We start from the raw sequence: 18464 nt of genomic DNA, 5'->3' as shown, positions 1-18464 counted from the left end.
GCGCGTCCTACGCGGCGCACGCTGCAGCCCCAGCCGCATGAGCCGCATCACCGCCGCCATCCTCACCCTCACGATCTACACCTGAAAAGGCCTCAGTGAGGATGAACGGCACGTTCATCCGCCAGTGACTCGAGGAGTTGCGTTCAGCATGAGGATCCTGCTGGTGGGAGCGGGCGGCGTCGGTTCGGCGGTCGTCCGGATCGCGGCCCGCCGGGACTTCTTCACCCATATGGTCGTCGCCGACTACGACGCGGACCGGGCCGCCGGGGCGGTCGCCGCGACCGGCGACACCCGGTTCTCGGCCGCTCGCGTGGACGCCTCCGACGAGGCGGCGGTCCGCGCGCTGCTCGCCGAGTCCGAGTGCGACGTACTTCTCAACGCGACGGACCCGCGTTTCGTGATGCCGCTGTTCCGGGCCGCGCTCGCGGCCGGCGCGCACTACATGGACATGGCGTGCTCGCTGTCTCATCCGCATCCCGAGCGGCCGTACGAGCTGACCGGCGTCAAGCTCGGCGACGAGCAGTTCGCGATGTCCGCGGACTGGGAGCGGTCCGGCCGGCTGGCCCTGCTCGGCATGGGCGTCGAGCCCGGCCTGTCGGACGTCTTCGCGCGCCACGCCGCCGACGAACTCTTCGACGAGATCGAGGAGATCGGGGTGCGCGACGGCGCGAACCTCACCGTCGACGGCTACGACTTCGCCCCGTCCTTCTCCATCTGGACGACGATCGAGGAGTGCCTCAACCCGCCCGTCGTCTACGAGGCCGACCGCGGCTGGTTCACCACGTCGCCGTTCAGCGAACCCGAGGTCTTCGACTTCCCCGAGGGCATCGGCCCGGTCGAGTGCGTCAACGTCGAGCACGAAGAGGTGCTCCTGATGCCGCGCTGGGTGGACGCCAGGCGCGTGACCTTCAAGTACGGCCTGGGCGACGAGTTCATCGAGGTCCTCAAGACCCTGCACAAGCTCGGCCTGGACCGGACCGCGCCGGTCGCGGTCGGCTCCGAGCAGGGCCGCGTACGCGTGTCCCCGCGCGACGTCGTCGCCGCCTGCCTCCCGGACCCCGCCACGCTCGGCGATCGCATGCACGGCAAGACCTGCGCGGGCACCTGGGTCAAGGGCGTCAAGGACGGCGCGGCGCGCGAGGTGTACCTCTACCACGTCGTCGACAACCAGTGGTCGATGGCCGAGTACGGGTCGCAGGCCGTCGTGTGGCAGACCGCCCTGAACCCGGTCGTCGCCCTGGAACTGCTGGCGACGGGTATCTGGTCGGGCTCGGGCGTCGTCGGCCCCGAGGCGCTGGCTCCCCGGCCGTTCCTGGACCTGCTGACCGCGTACGGCTCCCCGTGGGGCATGCGCGAGCAGTGACCCGCCTGTGAACATGCCGGGATCCGCGAACCCCTCTGCTTTCCAGGGGGTTCGCGGAGCCAGGTGGTCGGTCAGCCCACGTGCCTGGCGGGCGCGTACGGCGGCGTCGGCGGTGCCTGGGGCGCGGGCGGAACCGCGCGCCGCCCCGCACCCGGTACCTTGCCCGGCCACCAGTTGCGGTGGCCCAGCAGGACCATCAGCGACGGCAGCACGACGATCCGCACCACGATCGCGTCGATCAGCACGGCGGCGGCGAGGCCGACGCCCATCTGCTTCATGTCGAGCATGCTGAGCGTGGCGAAGACCGCGAACACCGACACCATGACGATCGCCGCGCTGGTGATCACGCCGGCCGACGAGGTGATCCCGCGCTCGACCGCGTCCCGGGTGCCGAGCCCGCGCTCGGCGGCCTCGCGGATCCGGCTGACGACGAACACGTGGTAGTCCATCGACAGGCCGAACAGCACCACGAACAGGAACAGCGGCAGCCACGAGATCACCGCGCCGCTGGACTGGAAGTCCAGGATGCCTTCCGCCCACTGGTTCTGGAACACCACGACCAGCAGGCCGAACGCCGCGAGCGCGGACAGCAGGTTGATCGCGATGGCGCTGAGCGCGATGACCACGGACCGGAACGTGAAGGCCATCATCACGAAGGTCAGCAGCAGCACGAAGGCGATGACGAGCGGCAGCTTGTCCATGACGTGGTCCGCGTAGTCGCGGTTCTCGGCGGTCTCGCCCGCGACCGCGTACTCGGCGCCGTCCACCTTGCCGACGGTGTCCGGCAGGATCTCTCCGCGCAGGTCGTCGAGCGCGTCCTTGGCCTGCTCGCTGTTGCTGCCGAACGGGGACGTGACCTGCACCGAGAAGGCCCGGCCGTCCGCCGACACCTTGACGTCGGCGGGCTGGTCCTTCACGTACAGCGGGTTGTCGTGGATCCGGGCGACGGCGTCGTCCAGTGCGGCACGGGTCTCGGTGCCCTTGTCCTCGGGGGCGAGGACCACGATCTCGGTGGCGGCGTGCTCGCTCGGGAAGGCGGCGGTCATGCGGTCGTACGTCTGCATCAGCGACATCTCGCGCGGGAAGTCGTCGAACGAGGTCTGCTGCAGCTTCATCCCGAACGCCGGCAGGGCGAGCAGCCCCAGCGCGACCACGGAGATCCCCAGCGTGCGGCCCGGGTGGTTGAGCGCCGGGCGCAGCATGGCCTTCCACACGCGCGGCTCGCGGTCCTGACGGGCGGTCAGCCGCCACAGCACGGGGACGCGCGGCCGGTCGATCTTGTTGCCGAGCTTGGCGAGCAGGGCGGGCAGCACGGTCAGCGAGCCGGCGCAGGCGACGACGACCACGATGATGCCGGCGGTGGCCAGGCCGGAGAAGATCGCGTCGCCCGCGACGTACATGCCGGCCATGGAGACGGCGACGGCGACGGCCGAGACGACGACGGCGTGGCCGGAGGTGGCGGCGGCGATCTCGATGGCGTCGAGGCGGTTGTGGCCCTTGGCGCGTTCCTCGCGTTCGCGGCGCACGTAGAAGAGGGAGTAGTCGACGCCGACGGCCATGCCCATCATCATGATGACGTTCGCGGCGCTGCCCGGGTCCGGGAAGACCGCCGAGGCCAGGCCGTACAGGCCGATCGAGGCGGCGACCGCGGTGATGGCGAGGACCACCGGGACGGCGGCGGCGATGAGCGCGCCGAAGGCGACCATGAGGATGACCAGGGTGACCGGCAGGCTGAACAGCTCGGCCTGGCCGAGGTCCTTGCCGATCTGCTCCTCGATGGCCTTGGCGCCGGTGCCGTCGCCGATCTGCTCGACGCGCAGGTCCGGGAACTCCTTCGCGACCGACTTGGACGCCTTGACCAGCGCGCCGATGTGGTCCTGGGCGTCGTCGGGGTCGCCGGCGAGGTCGACGGGCACCAGGTAGGCGCTGCCGTCGGCGGATGCCACGACGTCGCCGACGCCGGCGACGTCCTTGGCGGCCCGGGCCCGCTCGGCGGCCAGGGCGGCGGCCCGCTCGCCTTCGGCCTTGTCGAGGGTGCCGTCCTTGGCGGTGATCAGGATGTTCTCGGTGGCGGGTGCGACCAGCCCGTATTCGCGGGCGATGTCGCCGGCGCGGCCGGACTGCCCGACCCCCAGGTCGCTGTTGGTGGCCTTCTCGGTCCCGGCCATGCCGCCGACCACGAGGCAGGTCACCACGAGCGCGACCCAGATGCCGATGGCGCGCCACGGGTTGGCGGCGCTCCACCGGGCGACGCGCACCGTGGCGGGCCTCTTGCGGGTCCGCGGCCGCTCCCCCTGGTACGGCCCTTGCTGCGGCGTTTGCTGCGGCGTTGCGTGCGGGCTCATGCCGACCCCGTCCCCTCGTCGATTCGTCGTCCCCGGTGTGCGCGATGCGTGCGGTGTGTGCGTGTTGCTCGACGTTTCGTCCACGGATTTGAGTCTGTTGCGGCGGCGGTCGGCGGACATTGCCCCCAGCCGCCGGGCCGGGGTGGGCCTAGCCCCACTGTTCGGCGATGTCTGCACCCACCTCGTGACCTGGAAGGCGGTTGAATCGGTACAGAGGGCACTGGGGTCCCCGTGGGCGGGGCCCGGATGGGAGTGGCGATGACCGCCGACCGGCACGGACAGCCGATGACCGAGACGGGCGACGAGGCCGCCGAGCACCTGGAACGCGCTCTGGACGCACTGGTGTTCTTCCGGCCGGAGGTCGTCCGGGAGACGTCCGCCGCCGTGCAGGCGGCACCCGGTTCGCCGCTGGCCCAGGTGTTCTCGGCGTACCTCGGGCTTCTGGGCACCGAGGAGTCCGACGCGGCCGAGGCGCGCGAGAGGTTCGGCCGCTTCCGCGCGGGCCTGGACCGGGCGGCGGCCACGCCGCGCGAACTGGCGCACGTGGACGCGGCGTCCGCGTGGCTGGACGGCGACCTCCAGGGAGCCGGGCGGCTGCTCGGCGAGCTGGTGGTGGCGCACCCGCGGGACCTGCTCGCCCTGGCGGTGGGCCACCAGATCGACTTCTTCACCGGCGACGCGGTGCGGCTGCGCGACCGGGTGGGCGGCGCGCTGTCCGCGTGGGACGAGCACGACCCGCACCACGGGCCGCTGTTGGGGATGTACGCGTTCGGCCTGGAGGAGTCGGGGCACTACGACCGGTCCGAGCAGATCGGGCTCGCGGCGGTCGAGGCCAACCCGCGCGACGTCTGGGGCATCCACGCCGTCGTGCACACGTACGAGATGCAGGGGCGCTTCGCGGAGGGGATCGCGTACCTCGACGCGCGGACCGGCGACTGGTCGGGCGGCAACTACCTGAACGTGCACAACTGGTGGCACTACGCGCTGTACGCGATCGAGGCGGGCGACACCGAACGGGCCCTGGCCATCTACGACGCGGCGCTGCACAACGAGGAGTCCGAGGGCCTGGCGATGGAACTCCTCGACGCCTCGGCCCTGTTGTGGCGCCTGCTGCTGGCCGGCGAGGACGAGACGGAGCGGTGGTCGCGGCTGGCGGACGCGTGGGCGGCGCGGCGCGACGGGCCGTTCTACGCGTTCAACGACGTGCACGCGGTGATGGCCTACCTGGGCGCGGGGCGGACCGGCGAGGCGGAGGCACTGGTCCGCGACCGTCTGGCGTGGCTCGCGACGCCGCATCCGGGGGTGTCTAACCACGCGATGACCGAGGAGGTCGGGGTCCCGGTGTGCCGGGCGCTCATCGCGTACGCGCAGGGCCGGTACGACCAGACCGTGGACCTCCTGCTGCCGCTGCGCCACCGCCTCAACACCTACGGCGGCAGCCACGCGCAGCGCGACGCCGTGCAGAAGACGCTGCTGGAGGCCGCGATCCGGGCCGGGCGCGAGGACCTTGCCCGGACTCTGCTGAGCGAGCGGATCGGGGTGCGGCCGAGCAGTCCGTACAACTGGCTCACCCGGGCGCGGCTCGCCGAACGACTGGGCCGCGCGGCCGAGGCGGCGGCGGCGCGCGACCGCGCCGGGAAGCTGACGGCCGGAGGCGCCGGCTCCTGACCGGACGGACCGCGCACGGCCGAGAAGTACTGGACATGGTCAACTAAACCTGCCAGGGTGCGATCATGAGCACTCCCACTCAGCCGGACCAAACGGCAGGCGCCCCCGTCGCTTTCGTCACCGGCGGCAGCCGGGGAATCGGCCGCTGCGGCGCCCTCGCACTCGCGCGGGCCGGGTACGACGTCGTGCTGACCGCACGTACCCTCCGCGAGGGCGAGGGCCGCAGCGGACCGACCACCTCCTCCGGATCCCAGGAGTCGGTCGCCGTCCCGGGCAGCCTGGAGACCACCGCGCGCGAGGTCGAGGCGCTGGGTCGCCGCGCGCTCCCGCTGCGCATGGACCTGATGGACCAGGACTCGATCGCCGCGGCGTGCGATGCGGCACTCGACGCGTGGGGGCGCGTCGACGTGCTGTTCAACAACGCCATCTACCAGGGCCCGGGCGCCATGGACCGGCTCCTGGACCTGCCGCTGGACGCCGCGCAGAACATGCTGACCGGCAACTACCTGCACCAACTTGTGCTGATCAAAAGGCTGGTGCCGCACCTGCTGCGGCACGAGCGGTCGTACGTCGTCAACATGACGTCCGGATCGGCCACGCTCAACCCGCCGGGGCCCGCGGGTGCGGGCGGCTGGGGTGTCGCGTACGCGGCCTCCAAGGCGGCGTTCGCGCGCGTCGCGGGCATCCTGCACGCCGAGTACCGGGACCAGGGGCTGCGGGCGTTCAACGTCGATCCCGGACACATCCTCACCGAGGCGCAGAAGGCACGCGGCTCGGCGAAGCACCTGAGCGCGCACTTCCGCAGCGCCCCGGCCGAGGTCCCGGGCGAGGTCATCGGGTGGCTCGCGTCGTCTCCCGACGCGGACGCGTACTGCGGTGAGATCGTGCGCGCGCAGAAGGTGTGCAAGGACCTCGGGCTGGTGCCCGGATGGCCGCCGCCGCGGCCGAACGCCGATTCTGCGGCCGAAGTCGTCAACTGACTCGTCAACCCGGCACGGATTCCCTCTTCAGGAGGCTCTTCAGCAACGGATTCCCTTCCACGGCTGCCGTTCACCGTGCCACCTCCCGGAATCTGTGTACACGTGTTCCGGTTCTCGGTACGGTGTCACGGCATTCAAGGGAGGGGGCCCGATGCTGTCGCGTGACCACTCCCGCCCGCCGCGCGGGCCTGCCGACCCGCGGCGCCGCGAGCGGGTCATCGCCGCCACCGAGGAAGTGCTGCTCGAGCACGGTCTCGACGGCCTGACACACCGGGCGGTCGCCCGGCAGGCCGAAGTACCGCTCGGCTCCACGACCTACTACTTCGCGACCATCGACGACCTCAGGTACGTCGCGCTGCAACGCGTGGTCCGCCGCTACATCGCGTGGATGCACCAATGGGCGGAATCCCTGGGCGACATCGGCCCCGAGGGGCTCGCGGACGCCCTCGCCGACCTGATCGTGACGGCCCACGCCGAGTACCGGCAGCAGATCGTCGTCGACTTCGAGCTGACCGTCGCGGCCATGCGGCACCCGGAGTTGCGCGAGCTCGCCACCGTCTACTCGACGGCGACCACCGCGATGCTCGCCCGGCGCACCACGCCGGCCCGGGCGATGGCGCTGACCGCGGCGATGGACGGCATGTCGATGCTCGGACTCGTCTCCCCCGAGCCGCTGCGCAGGGACGACATCCGGGCGGCGTTCCGGGCGATCCTGGCGCCCGGATCCGTCGCCGGGCGGGAGGCCGAGTGACCCTCCAGCAGCTGCGCTACCTGCTGGCGGTGGTCGAGCACGGGGGCATGACCGCCGCGGCGAACGCCCTCTTCGTCGACCAGTCCGCGCTGTCGCGTGCCTTGCAGTCCCTCGAACGCGAGCTGCGCACCGAGCTGTTCGTACGCGGCGGCCGGGCCGTCGTGCCGACCGCCGAGGGCGCGCGCATCGCCCATCTCGCCAAACGCATCCTGAGCGGCGTGCGGGCGATCGAGGACACCTTCCACCCGGTCGACGAGAGCGGCACCACCGGGCGCCTGGTCGTGGGGGCGACGCAGAGCCTCGCGATCGAGCTGATCAGCAACATCCTCCCGGCGTTCCGGGCCCGGCACCCGGAGATCGCCGCCGACGCGTCGCCGTACGAGAGTCCTGACCTGGCCATCGAGGCGATGCGCAAGGGCGAGGTCGACATCTTGCTGGTCGACCTGCCGGTGCCCGCCGACCTGCGGGTGCAGCCGCTGCACCACCACGAGATCGTGCTCGTGTCGCCGACCGGCCTGCGGCTGCCCGACCCGGTGCCGTGGCAGGCGCTGCACGGCGCCGACATGATCCTGCCGTCCCCGGGGAGCGTCCGCCGCAGGCAGTTCGAGCGGTGGTTCGCCCGGCACGAGGTGCGGCCGCGCGTCGTGATGGAGACCGACGAACGCGGCGCGTGGGTCGCCTGCGTGGTCGCGGGGCACGGATCGGTGCTGTGGTACCGCGAGTTGGCGCACCGGTTCGCGTCGTCCGTGGCCGTCCGTTCGCTGTCGCCGCCGCTGGTCCGCACGGTCGCGCTGGTGTGGACGCGCCGCCCGCTGTCCGCCGAGGCACGCCTGCTGTGCGCGTACGCGCAGGCGCGCGGCGTCGAGGAGACGGAGTACATCTGATCCCGTCCGTGTGATCCCGTCCGTGTGGTCGCGGTACGTGTGGTCGCGGCACGTGTGCTCGCGGCACGTGTGCTCGCGGCACGTGTGCTCGCGGCACGTCTCGCGTTACGGCTGATACCGGCAAGTCCGGTGCCGGCGCGTCCGGTTCCGGCACGGCAGGCCCGCGCCTTGAGGTCCTACCGGGTGGGCTCCCCCGGTGACTGCGGCCGTACGACGCCGAGGACGGGCAGCGAATCGAGCTTCGCCGTGGTGACGTGTCGGCCGGGCCGCGGCGCGTGCACCATCATCCCGTCGCCGAGGTACATCCCGATGTGGGTGGCGTCGGGAAAGTACACGACGAGATCGCCCGGCCGAACCTCCTGGAGTGGCACGCGCGGCAGTTGCGCCCACTGCTCCTGCGACGTGCGCGGCACGGTGGCGCCGACGCTCTGCCACGCCCGCGAGGTGAGGCCCGAACAGTCGTACGCGTCAGGCCCCGTCGCACCCCAGACGTAGGGGCGTCCGATCTGCGACACCGCGAACATGAGCGCGCCGCGCCCGCCCGGGCCGGGGTCCCGCGCGGGACGGGCCGGCTGCCCGACCAGATACCCGGCCAGGTCGAGGCCGGTCAGCAGGCGCGTCGCCCGCGCGGACGCCTCGCGCAGGGCGGCGAGTTCGCGGTCGGCCGCGGCCTCGCGGTCGGTGAGCGTACGCGTCGCGGCGCGGGATTCGCCGAGGACGGCTTCGAGTTCGCGGTGCTGTGCCGCGTACGTCGCCTCCAGCGTGGCCTGCGACGTGGCGATGCGCGCGTACACCGCCCCCATGTGCAGGCGGTCGGTGCCGCCGCGGCGGAGGATGAGGTCGGCGGTGGGCGACATACCCGCGGACCGGTAGCGCAGACTGGCCAGTTGGCCGATCTCGGTGCTCATCGCGCTCAGCCGCGCCCGTGCCCTGCTCTCGCGGGCCTGGAGTTCGCCGAGGCGCCGCCGCTGCGCGTCGGCCGCCGCGCGGGCGGCTTCGGCACGGGCGTCGGCCTCTTCGATGTCTTTCGAGAGTGCGGCGACCTGCTGTCCCACGCGCAGCAGATCGAGCAGGGGCGCGGCGGCCGGCACCGGTGCGGAAGGGGGCGCACCGATGCCGCCCGCCGGGTTCGGCAGGGCAGACGGGGGCCGCACGCCGGGGGCCGGCGGTGCGGGAACGGGTGGCGCGGGCACGGGCCGTGCGGGACCGGGGCGGGCCGGCATCGGCGGTGTGGGAACAGGCTTGGTGGGAACAGGCAGTGCGGGAGTGGCCGGGGCAGGAATGAGGGGTGCGGCCTGTGCGGTGTGCTGTGGTCCGATCGCGAGGGCCGTCGCGGTCATTGCCGCTGCCGTCGCCGTTGTCGCCGCCAGGAACGCCCGGCGGCGCCGCCCTCCCCGTCCTCGCCGTCCTCCCCGCCCGGCAACGGTCTTGCCGGATTCCTGCGCTCGTACTCCGCGAAGTCGTCCTGCCACGCGGCCAATGGATCACGCCGTCCGGCGGCAGTCCCGTCGCGACGCCACGAACCGCACGCAATCCGCCCGTTCGGCCCACCACCGGATGGGCGCGACCGGGGAACCGCCTGCACATGCCGTACTGTCCGCACATCCAGTACTGCCGCACATCCCGTACCGCTTGCGCAGCCCGAACAGTCTGCGCAGCCCGTGCGACCCGCGCAGGAACAGCGCATACCGGAGCAGACCGCCCACCTGGCGCAGGAACGCCCCTGCTTTGGCTGGTTTCCGCGTTCCTGGCGGCCCTCAGCGGCGGCACGATCATGCGCGTTCGCCCGTTGGAGACCGCCGTCGGCATTTCCCGCGTCGGCCGACCGAACCCAGCCATGGAGGCCGCGATGACCGCGCCCCGCATCGCCCCGCCGACATACGTCCAGCAGCTCATGCACGACGTCGACGCGCTCCAGCCCGGCACGGTGTTCAACCCGGGGTTCATCATGCGCGGTGTCTTCCGGATGGCCGACGACGTGGACGTCGAGACGCTGCGGCTGGCCCTGGCCGATGTCATAGCCCGGCACAGTGCGCTGCGCACGGTTCTGGTGAGCGGCTCCGAGGGACTGCGGCAGCGCGTACTGCCGCCGATGGCCGCGCGGCTGGTCGTCGACCGCCTGGACAGGGGCGTGTCGTTGGCGGAGTACGTGCATGACGTGACGATGCGCGATTACGGCTGGGAGGAGCCGCCGCTGCTGTGGGCGCACGTCGTCCGCCACTCCGAGGGGACCGCGCTGATCCTCGTCGCGCACCACATCGTGTGCGACGCGTGGTCGATGCGGTTGCTGGAGCGCGACGTCAACGCGGCCTACGCGGCCCGGCGCGAGCAGCGGGCGCCGCTCGGCGCGGACGTCCTGCAGTACTGGGAGATCGGCGAGGACGACCACTCGGCGAAGGTGCGGGCGCGCATCGAAGGGGCGCTGCCGTACTGGCGCGACCGGCTGGCCGGGGTGGCGGGCCTCGGGCTGCCGGTCGAGACGCGGAGCCCCGAGACGGGCCCCCCGGTCGTGCACCCGTTCGCCGTGCCGGACACGCTGCGCGACGCGGTTGCCAAGGCCGCGCGCCGGGCTCGGACCACCCCGTTCACCCTCATGCTTTCCGCGTTCGCGTCGGCGGTCCTCCCGGACGGCGACAACGTCGTGCCGGTGCTGACGTCGGGGCGGCCCGCCGTGGAGTGGCAGACGGTCGGATGCCTGCTCAACCTGCTGCCGATCCGCATCGACGACACGGCGGACGAGGATCTCGCGGCGCTCGTGGGGCGGGTGGACCGCGCCTGCCGGGAGGCGTACGCGCACGACACCGCGCTCATCCATGTACTGCGTGCGATACCGGAGTTGCTGACGACACTGCTCTCGCGCGACGTGCTGCCTCCGGTGTTCCAGATGATCCCGCGGATGCCGATCCCCGACACCGTCCCCGACGCCGGCCGGCTGCTGCGCCACGTTCCGGACGACGTGGTGCCGGCGCTGCCGCTGACGACGCCGTTCCTGTGGTCGATGCGCGAACGCGACCACCTCGACGGCTACGTCGTGTACGACGGCTACGTCATGTACGACTCGAACCTGTTCTCGGCGGCGTGGATGGACCGGTCCGTCGCCGCTTTCCTGGACCGGCTCGCGGAGATCGCCCGGTGACAACGGACGTCCAACACGTGTTGCAGGGACCGGAGTTGCCGGGCCCGCCGCCGCACATTCTCGACCTGCTCGAACCGTGGTGGTACGGCCCGCGATCCACGGCCACGGCCGTGATCGACGCCGAAGGCACGCTCTCGCACGGCGAGTTGGCCGGGCTTTCCGACGACATCGCGGCCACCCTGCGCAAACTCGGAGTGACGTCCGGCGATCCGGTGGTCGTGCACGGCGGCGCGAGCAGGTGGTCGATCGCCGCGATGCTGGGCGTACTTCGTGCGGGCGGCCGGTTCGTGCCGGTGGACGCGCACTTCCCGGCGGCGCGCCAGCGCATGATGGCCGAGGACTCCGGGGCGCGGGTGGTGCTCGCCGAACCGGGCCTGCCGCTGCTGTCCCGCGCCGCGGACACGGTGCCGACCGACACCTGCGGTCCGGGCGGCGCGAACGCGGCCGCCACACACGGGGACGGCACGCACGCGGACGATGCGCATGCGGACGACGCGCGCTGGGCGGAGTCGCACGGGGGCGACGTGGAGGGAAACGACGCCGGCGGAGACGCTGCGGGTCCGCGGCCGGCGCCGGGGCTGCGCGGGCCGTACGCGTACACCTGCTTCACCAGCGGTTCGACGGGCCGCCCCAAGCCGGTGCTGGTGTCCGCGACCGCGCTGGGCGCCTCGACCGCGGCGCGGCTGGCGTACTACCGGGAGCCGGTACGGCGGTTCGTGCTGGCTTCCGCCATCTCGTTCGACAGTTCGGCGGCCGGCATCTGGTGGACGCTGGCGTGCGGCGGCGCTCTCGTCCTGCCCGACGGGCGCCCCGGGGACCTGCTCGCGGCCGTGGGAGCCGCCGAAAGGCACACGGCGTCACACCTGTTGCTCGTGCCGTCGCTGTACGCAATCGCGCTGCGCGGCGGTGTCGGCAGCCGCCTGACCACGCTCTCGACGGTGATCGTGGCCGGCGAGTCGTGCCCGCCCGACCTGGTGTGCAGGCACTTCGCGGCATTGCCGGGGACCGCCCTGTTCAACGAGTACGGGCCGACCGAGTGCACGGTGTGGAGCACCGTGCACCGGTGTGAGCCGGGCGACGCGGAGGCCGACGCCGTGCCCATCGGGCGGCCGGTGCCCGGTGTGACGGCGCGCGTGCGCCCGGTGGCGGACCGCGATGCCCCGGGCTCCGTCGGTCACAGCGGTGCGCGGGCCGACTCGGACCTGGTCGGTGAACTGCTTATCGCCGGTCCCGGGCTGGCGGAGGGAGTGGCGGACGCGGTCTGCGACGGCCTCCCGGCGTACGCGACGGGCGACCTGGTGTCGCTGCGGGCGGACGGCGCACTGGTGTTCCGCGGGCGCGCCGACCGGCAGCTCAAGCTGGGCGGGATGCGTGTCGAGCGCGCCGAGATCGAACACGCGGTCGCCACGTTCCCGGACGTCGTGGAGGCGGGCGTGGGCGTCGCGCACGACGACGACCGTACGCGCGTCGTGGCGTTCGTGGCGGTTTCCGAGCCGCCGGACCGCGGGTCGCTGCGTGCCCATGTCGCCGAGCGCCTGCCCGCCGCCGCTGTCCCCGGCCGCTTTGTGGTGCTCGACGCCCTCCCGCGCCTGCCGAACGGCAAGGTGGACCACGCCGAACTGGACCGGCTCGCGGCGGCCCGCGGACCCCGCTGAGGGCCGCGTCCCCGTTAAGTGAAGTTGCACCGACTCTGACCGCACCTTTATCGGCTTTCAGGGCATGCTTCGGAGGTGGGGCCCACGAGAACGTTGAGAGAGGCTGCAGTCCCATGCCTTATGACCGCACGATCCGCGTCACCCGCGACTTCGCCACGACCGTGGCCGACGTGCGCGAGGCCCTGGCCGCCCAGGGCTTCGGCATCGCGAGCGAGATCGACATGGCCGCGACGCTCAAGGAGCGGCTGGGCGAGGACATGGAGGACTACGTCATCCTGGGGGCGTGCAACCCGTCGATCGCCCGGCAGACGCTGCGCGTCGACCGCTCGATAGGCGTCATGCTCCCGTGCAACGTGGTCGTGCGGCGCGAAGGGGACACCACGGTCGTCCAGGCCCTCGACCCGCACGTGATGCTGGAGGTCACCGGCCGCCCGGAGCTCGAGGCGGCCGCGACCGAGGCCACGCACCGGCTCAATGCCGCCCTCAGCTCGCTGACCTGCGCGTGAGGACCGGTCGTCCAACCGGTCGGTGACCTTGCTCCTTGACCCGCCGCGTGGCATACAGACAGGCAAGTCACGTAGACACGCGATGCAGGTGCGCAAGGCAGCACGTGATGCGCGTACGTGATGCAGGTAAGCCACGCAGGTGCGGAGCGGCGACGGCGGCGCTCCCCGGGGAATCGAGGCCGCAGTGGGTCGACTGCTCCTGACCAACGCCACGGTGCTGGACGGCGTCAACGGTCCCGCGGCCGGACGCACGGTGGTGGTGGCGGACGGACGTATTGCGGACGTCGCGGCCCAGGCCCCGGCCCCCGAGGACCAGGACGAACTGGTCGACCTCGGCGGCCGCACGGTGATGCCGGGCATGTGGACGTGCCACTTCCACGCGACGTACCACGAGCTGGGCTCGCGGCCGAACGTGCCGTACGGCAACGACTTCCCGCCCTCGTACCAGGCGATCGTGGCGGCGAAGAACCTGCGTACCGCGCTGGAGCACGGCTACACGGGGGTCGTCGGCGCGGGCGGGGCGAACGAGGTCGAGCCCGGTGTCAAGCGGGCGATCGAGGACGGGCTCGTCCCGGGACCGCGGTTCTGGCCGTCGGGACGCGAACTGTCCACGACGGGGCACGCCAACGACGCGGTGCCGTGGCACTGGGGGATGCCGGCCCCGGGTGCGGTGCGCATCTGCGACGGCGCCGACGCCTTCCGGTTCGGGGTCCGTGACGAGATCAAGCGCGGCGCCGAGGTCATCAAGCTGTTCGTCACCGGCGGCCACGGGACCCTCGCCCCGAAGGACCGCATCGAGATGACGCGCGACGAGTTGGCGGCCGCGATCGACGCGGCGCACTCGCGCGGCGTGCTGATCCGCGCCCACCTGGTCAACAAGCCGGCCATCATGATGGCGCTGGAGCTGGGCATCGACATCGTCGACCACTGCGACGAGATGGACGACGAGATCATCGCGGCGCTGGTGGAGACGGGCGCGTCGGTCGTCCCGTCGCTGCACTTCCCGAAGCACTTCCTGGAACTGATGGGCGACGGCTTCGGGTTCGGCGCCGAGGCGATCCGCGCCGATCTCGCGCACATGTACGAGGCGATCCCGAAGGCGCAGGCCGCCGGCGTGCGCTTCGTGCTGGGCGACGACTACGGCGCCATCGGCTTCGCGCACGGCCTCTACGGACGCGAACTGCGCCTGTACACCGAGCATGCGGGCGTCTCGCCGCTGGAGGTCATCGGCTGGGCCACCCGCAACGGCGCCGAACTCGCGCGGCGCGGCCACGACCTCGGCACGGTCGAGACGGGCAAGCTCGCGGACCTGCTGGTGGTCGACGGCGACCCGGCCACCGACATCGGCGTGCTGGCCGACCGGCCACCGCTCGCGGTGCTCAAGGGCGGCGAGGTGGTGGCCGGCGCACTGCCGACCGTCGCCTGACCCGCCGTCACCACGCTTGGCGCCTACGCCCCGCCTCCAGATTCGCGGCGACCACCAGCGAGAACCGCTCCCCCCACCACCACCAGACCGCACGCGAACTCAACCACGACCAACGCCACTTCACGCCCCGACGTGCACCCCGATCGCCCAGAACCGCCCGAGCGCCTCCACGGCCGGCGTCGCCCCCTCGCGCTCCCGCCGTGTGTACGTCGGGGCACCGCTGAGTTGTCGGGGCGCCGTCGCGGTCGCGAGAGGCGCGGGGAGCCGTCCGTTCCGCCGCCACCGCCTGGCCGTTCGGCGCGGGCACCTTTCGGTGCTGCGTCCCTGTGCTCGGGAGTGGATCGTCCGGGCGCCGGCCATCCGGGCGAGCGTACGGGTGACGGTACGGGCACCCGCTGGGATTTCGAGGGGCGCGGGGTGGGTGGGGGATCTGTTGCTGGCTCTGTTGCCACCTGGCGGGAGGGGCCGCCAACTGACAGAGTTGTTGTGTGGCCAAGGGGCAGGGCGCGCACGGGCGGCGCAAGGGGCACGGTGAGCGGGGCGGTTGGGGCGATCCGGATCTCGGGTTCCTGCCGCCGCATCTGCGGCGTGTGCCGTACGTATACGCGCGACATCCAGGTGCGACCGCGCCGGGTGATGTGGCGGGCGGGGCGAACTGCCAGGTGTACGCGTACGCGGTGCTCGCGCACTTCGGACGTCTGGTGCCGCCGCTGCGCTCGTCGGAGCTGTGGGCGGATCGCGCCGCGACCGAGGTGGCCGAGGTGGCCGGGCCGCTTGACCTGGTGCTGTTCGACGGCGGACGCCGGGCGGATGCGGAAGAGGGCTATGCGGCGCATGTCGGCATACACCTCGCTCCCGACCGGGTGTTGCATCTGTGCGCCGAGGTGGGTGTTCCGGCGGTGTGGACGTACGACGAGTTCGCGGCGCGGCCCCGGTACGCGCGCGTTCTCGGCATCAAGCGGGTGCGCCCCGCGCCCACCCCCACGTCGCGTCCCGCGCCTTGGGCCGCGTCCCGTCCCTGAAGCGTGTGGACAGCCCGATTCGTCCCTGTCAGCCTGGGAGTTCGACGATCGACCAAGGCTGCGGGGGATGTGGCTCATGGGATTCTTCGACGCCGACTTGCCGCCCGTCCCCGAGGAGACGGGCGGCCACGTGCTCTATGCGCGCGCCGAAGGCGCGTCCTACGGAGTCCACGCCCGCGACTATGTCGTTCCGGGGGTTTTGCCGTGGGTCCGCCGGCTCGGGGTCGGGCCGGATACCCAGGTGTGGCTGCGCCGCGTGGATGTGTGGACGGGCGGATTTTCCCTGGAACTGGCGGTGTTCCGGCGGATCGTTCGGTCGGGGCCGTCGCTCGGGCCGACGATGCGCGACGACCCCTCGGTGCTGCGGATCGGGCTGGTGATGGCGGACGGGACCCGCGCCACGTCGGTCGGCCGCGGGTATGCGTTGCCCGCGCCGCCCGGCGCGCCGGGGCTGGACGCCGACCCGGACTCCCTTCCGCACGCGGGTGGGGACGGCTCCGGGGAAAGCTACGGGGCGGCGGGAACGGACTTCGGCGAGGCGGGGGCCGGGCGCGAGGCCGGGACCGGGAATGCCGCGCGCGGGCGCCTGGATATCGCTCTGATGGTGCGCAGCGGCAGCATGTACAACACCTCGTATCACGCCGAAGTGCCTTTGCTGCCACCGGAAGGGCCGGTGGCGGTCGTCGTGGAGTGGCCCGCCGAGCATGTGCCGGAGACGCGGACCGAACTGGACGGCACGGCGATACGCGAGGCCGCCGGCGACGCGGTGGAGGTATGGCCTGACCTGCCGCGACGGCCGGACGGGGCGATCCGGGCGTACCCGGGGCTCACGTACTACGCGGCGGCACCCCAGCCGGCCGGCGGCATGGTCTCGGTCGGTCCGGGGTTGCCGGGGCCGCCGTTGCTGCCGTCGCCGTACAGCACCCCGCCGTATCCACCGTCGTTTCCGATGCCGCCGTATCCCGATGCGCCATACCGTCCCGACGCTCCGCCACCGACGCACGCCCCGGGCACGTGGCAGGGCCGCCTGCCCTATGCGCCGCCCGTGTACGGGGTCGCGTACGGGCCGCTTCCGTACGGGCCGCCGTCCTTCACGCCGCATCCGCAGTCGGTGCCCCCCTATATGCCGCCGCCCGAAGGGCCTCCGCCCGGGGACGACGAGCCTGACGAGCCGTCTCCTCCCCCGGCCACTCCCCCTCCGTCCGAGTCCGACGGGCGCGGCAATGGTGTGGGGTAGGCGCAAGGCGCAGCACCCCCAACAGCCCGCGGCACCGCGCGAGCGGGATCTCGTGGAGCGCATGTTCGAGTGGCACGACCGTGCCGATCTCGCGGTCGCCGTCGAGGACTTCGCCGCCGCACGGACCGCGCAGACCCTTGCCCTCGACATCGCGACCGCCCTCGCCGCCCGCACTCCGGACGATGTGCGGGCCTGGCAGGCGATCGCGGCGACGCGGTACGCCCTGATCGAATCCTGCGCCCGCACCGGGGACTTCGCCGCGGCATTGGAGTCCGCCGATGCCTGCCTCGCGGCGTACGCCAAGGTAGCGGAGTCCGGTGGTACACCCGGCGCTTCCGGCGCCGAGACGACCGCGCTGACCGCCGACGTACGTGCCCGGCGCGCGGTGGCGCTGGCCGGGAACGGGCAGATCACCGCCGCGCTGCTGGAGGCGGACGAGGCCGTCTGCATGTACGTCGGACTCGGCGCCGAGGACTGGGAAAGCGGCTGTCTCCCGGACCTGGCAAGGGTGTTGAGCACCGTCGCGCCGGTGCGGGCGCGCTACGGCGAACCGGACCACGCGGCCGCGACCGCCGACTACGCGATCCGCCTGTACGTCGAGAACGCGGCGCGCATCAACCGGCGCCCGGACGCGCCGACGCACGCGCGCTGTCTGTTCGAGGCCGCGCAGATAGCGTCCGACCTGCACGCGGCCGCCGGGCGCACGGACCTCGCGCTGAGCGCCGCCAACGTGGGCCGGCAGACCGCCGCGGCGCGGCGGATCGACGGTTTCGTGCGGCGCGAGCAGGCGTACGCGGGTGCGCTCGCCCGCTACACGATCCGCCTGACCGAGGACGGCAAGTCCGACGAGAGTGAAGCCTTTCTGGCGGAGAGCTGCGCGATCGACCCGGGCGCATACGCGCGTGTCGCGGCCGAGGCGTACCCGCTGGCCAGGGCCCGCGTCGAGGTCCCGTCGCTGGCGGACGCGCTGCGGGCCGCCCAGGCGATGCTGCGGGACGTCGAACTCCCGGAGCTGCTGGACGGTTTGCTCGCCGACCCCTGGTCGGTCCAGCCGTCGCTGTCGGTGCCGGACCGGTGCCCGGCGGATGTGGCGCCGGGGATCGCCGAGACGCTGGCCGCGGCGGCGGTGCGCATGCTCGGCGAGGGCGACCCGCACGGGCTGCGGCTGTGCCTGGAGGCGAACGTGGTGTTCGCCGGTGCGGCGGCGCGCGAAGTACCGGCGATGCGCCACGACTTCGCGGCGTACGGCTCGCTCTGGGCGCAGGCCCTGGCGATGGCGGCGTGGCGGTTGCACGAGACCGGTTCGGAGGCCGTCCGGTGGTACGCCGCGGATCTGGCGGCGTGGCTGCTCGGCGTGCTGGACCGGCTGGCTCCCCTGGCGGCGGCGCAGCCGGACATCACCGAGTTGATCCGGGTGGGGACCACGGTCGCCCGCTCGGTCCTCGACGCGAAGCCGCGGGAGGGGGAACCGGCCGGGTAGCGGACGCCGGG

Annotated in this window: 14 protein-coding genes; 12 read left to right on the top strand and 2 right to left on the bottom strand. The window is 72.7% G+C overall.

The window, feature by feature from the left end; genetic code table 11:
• Positions 1–148 precede the first annotated feature (148 nt).
• The gene (locus ACWD12_RS27620; RefSeq protein WP_450101807.1) at positions 149–1363 is read left to right on the top strand and encodes a saccharopine dehydrogenase family protein; all 1215 of its coding nucleotides are present in this window, start codon (positions 149–151) and stop codon (positions 1361–1363) included.
• Between the two features lie 71 nt (positions 1364–1434).
• On the opposite strand, the gene ACWD12_RS27615 is transcribed toward ACWD12_RS27620, so the two are convergent.
• A complete protein-coding gene (locus tag ACWD12_RS27615; RefSeq protein WP_450101806.1) occupies positions 1435–3708 on the bottom strand; it encodes an MMPL family transporter in 2274 nt (757 codons plus the stop codon).
• Positions 3709–3966: 258 nt separating this feature from the next.
• Between ACWD12_RS27615 and ACWD12_RS27610 the strand changes: the two genes are divergently transcribed.
• From ACWD12_RS27610 to ACWD12_RS27595, 4 genes are all read left to right on the top strand, one after another.
• The gene (locus ACWD12_RS27610; protein WP_450101805.1) at positions 3967–5376 is read left to right on the top strand and encodes a tetratricopeptide repeat protein; all 1410 of its coding nucleotides are present in this window, start codon (positions 3967–3969) and stop codon (positions 5374–5376) included.
• Positions 5377–5441: 65 nt separating this feature from the next.
• Entirely contained in the window at positions 5442–6356 is a 915-nt protein-coding gene (locus tag ACWD12_RS27605; protein WP_450101804.1) for an SDR family NAD(P)-dependent oxidoreductase, read from the top strand.
• 151 nt (positions 6357–6507) lie between these two features.
• Complete coding sequence (locus ACWD12_RS27600; RefSeq protein WP_450101803.1) at positions 6508–7107, top strand: TetR/AcrR family transcriptional regulator; 600 nt, start codon at positions 6508–6510, stop codon at positions 7105–7107.
• Positions 7104–7991, top strand: a complete 888-nt coding sequence (locus ACWD12_RS27595; protein WP_450101802.1) for a LysR family transcriptional regulator — start codon at positions 7104–7106, stop codon at positions 7989–7991. Before ACWD12_RS27600 ends, ACWD12_RS27595 begins: the two co-directional genes overlap by 4 nt.
• A gap of 176 nt (positions 7992–8167) precedes the next feature.
• On the opposite strand, the gene ACWD12_RS27590 is transcribed toward ACWD12_RS27595, so the two are convergent.
• On the bottom strand, positions 8168–9145 hold the full coding sequence (locus ACWD12_RS27590) for an NlpC/P60 family protein (RefSeq protein WP_450101801.1): 978 nt from the start codon (positions 9143–9145) through the stop codon (positions 8168–8170).
• 695 nt (positions 9146–9840) lie between these two features.
• Between ACWD12_RS27590 and ACWD12_RS27585 the strand changes: the two genes are divergently transcribed.
• From ACWD12_RS27585 to ACWD12_RS27555, 7 genes are all read left to right on the top strand, one after another.
• Entirely contained in the window at positions 9841–11127 is a 1287-nt protein-coding gene (locus tag ACWD12_RS27585) for a condensation domain-containing protein (RefSeq protein ID WP_450101800.1), read from the top strand.
• Complete coding sequence (locus ACWD12_RS27580; RefSeq protein WP_450101799.1) at positions 11124–12782, top strand: amino acid adenylation domain-containing protein; 1659 nt, start codon at positions 11124–11126, stop codon at positions 12780–12782. The genes ACWD12_RS27585 and ACWD12_RS27580 overlap by 4 nt, the downstream gene beginning before the upstream one ends.
• Positions 12783–12895: 113 nt before the next feature.
• Complete coding sequence (locus ACWD12_RS27575; protein ID WP_358353655.1) at positions 12896–13288, top strand: DUF302 domain-containing protein; 393 nt, start codon at positions 12896–12898, stop codon at positions 13286–13288.
• 184 nt (positions 13289–13472) lie between these two features.
• A complete protein-coding gene (locus ACWD12_RS27570; RefSeq protein WP_450101798.1) occupies positions 13473–14714 on the top strand; it encodes an amidohydrolase family protein in 1242 nt (413 codons plus the stop codon).
• Positions 14715–15283: 569 nt separating this feature from the next.
• On the top strand, positions 15284–15736 hold the full coding sequence (locus tag ACWD12_RS27565) for a cell wall hydrolase (protein ID WP_450101819.1): 453 nt from the start codon (positions 15284–15286) through the stop codon (positions 15734–15736).
• Between the two features lie 76 nt (positions 15737–15812).
• On the top strand, positions 15813–16973 hold the full coding sequence (locus ACWD12_RS27560; RefSeq protein ID WP_450101797.1) for a hypothetical protein: 1161 nt from the start codon (positions 15813–15815) through the stop codon (positions 16971–16973).
• Entirely contained in the window at positions 16960–18453 is a 1494-nt protein-coding gene (locus ACWD12_RS27555) for a hypothetical protein (protein WP_450101796.1), read from the top strand. The genes ACWD12_RS27560 and ACWD12_RS27555 overlap by 14 nt, the downstream gene beginning before the upstream one ends.
• The last annotated feature ends 11 nt before the right edge of the window (positions 18454–18464 follow it).

The organism is Streptodolium elevatio, from assembly GCF_053592165.1.
The sequence above is the reverse complement of the archived record's forward strand: the minus strand, read 5'-3'. Positions and strand labels throughout refer to the sequence as shown.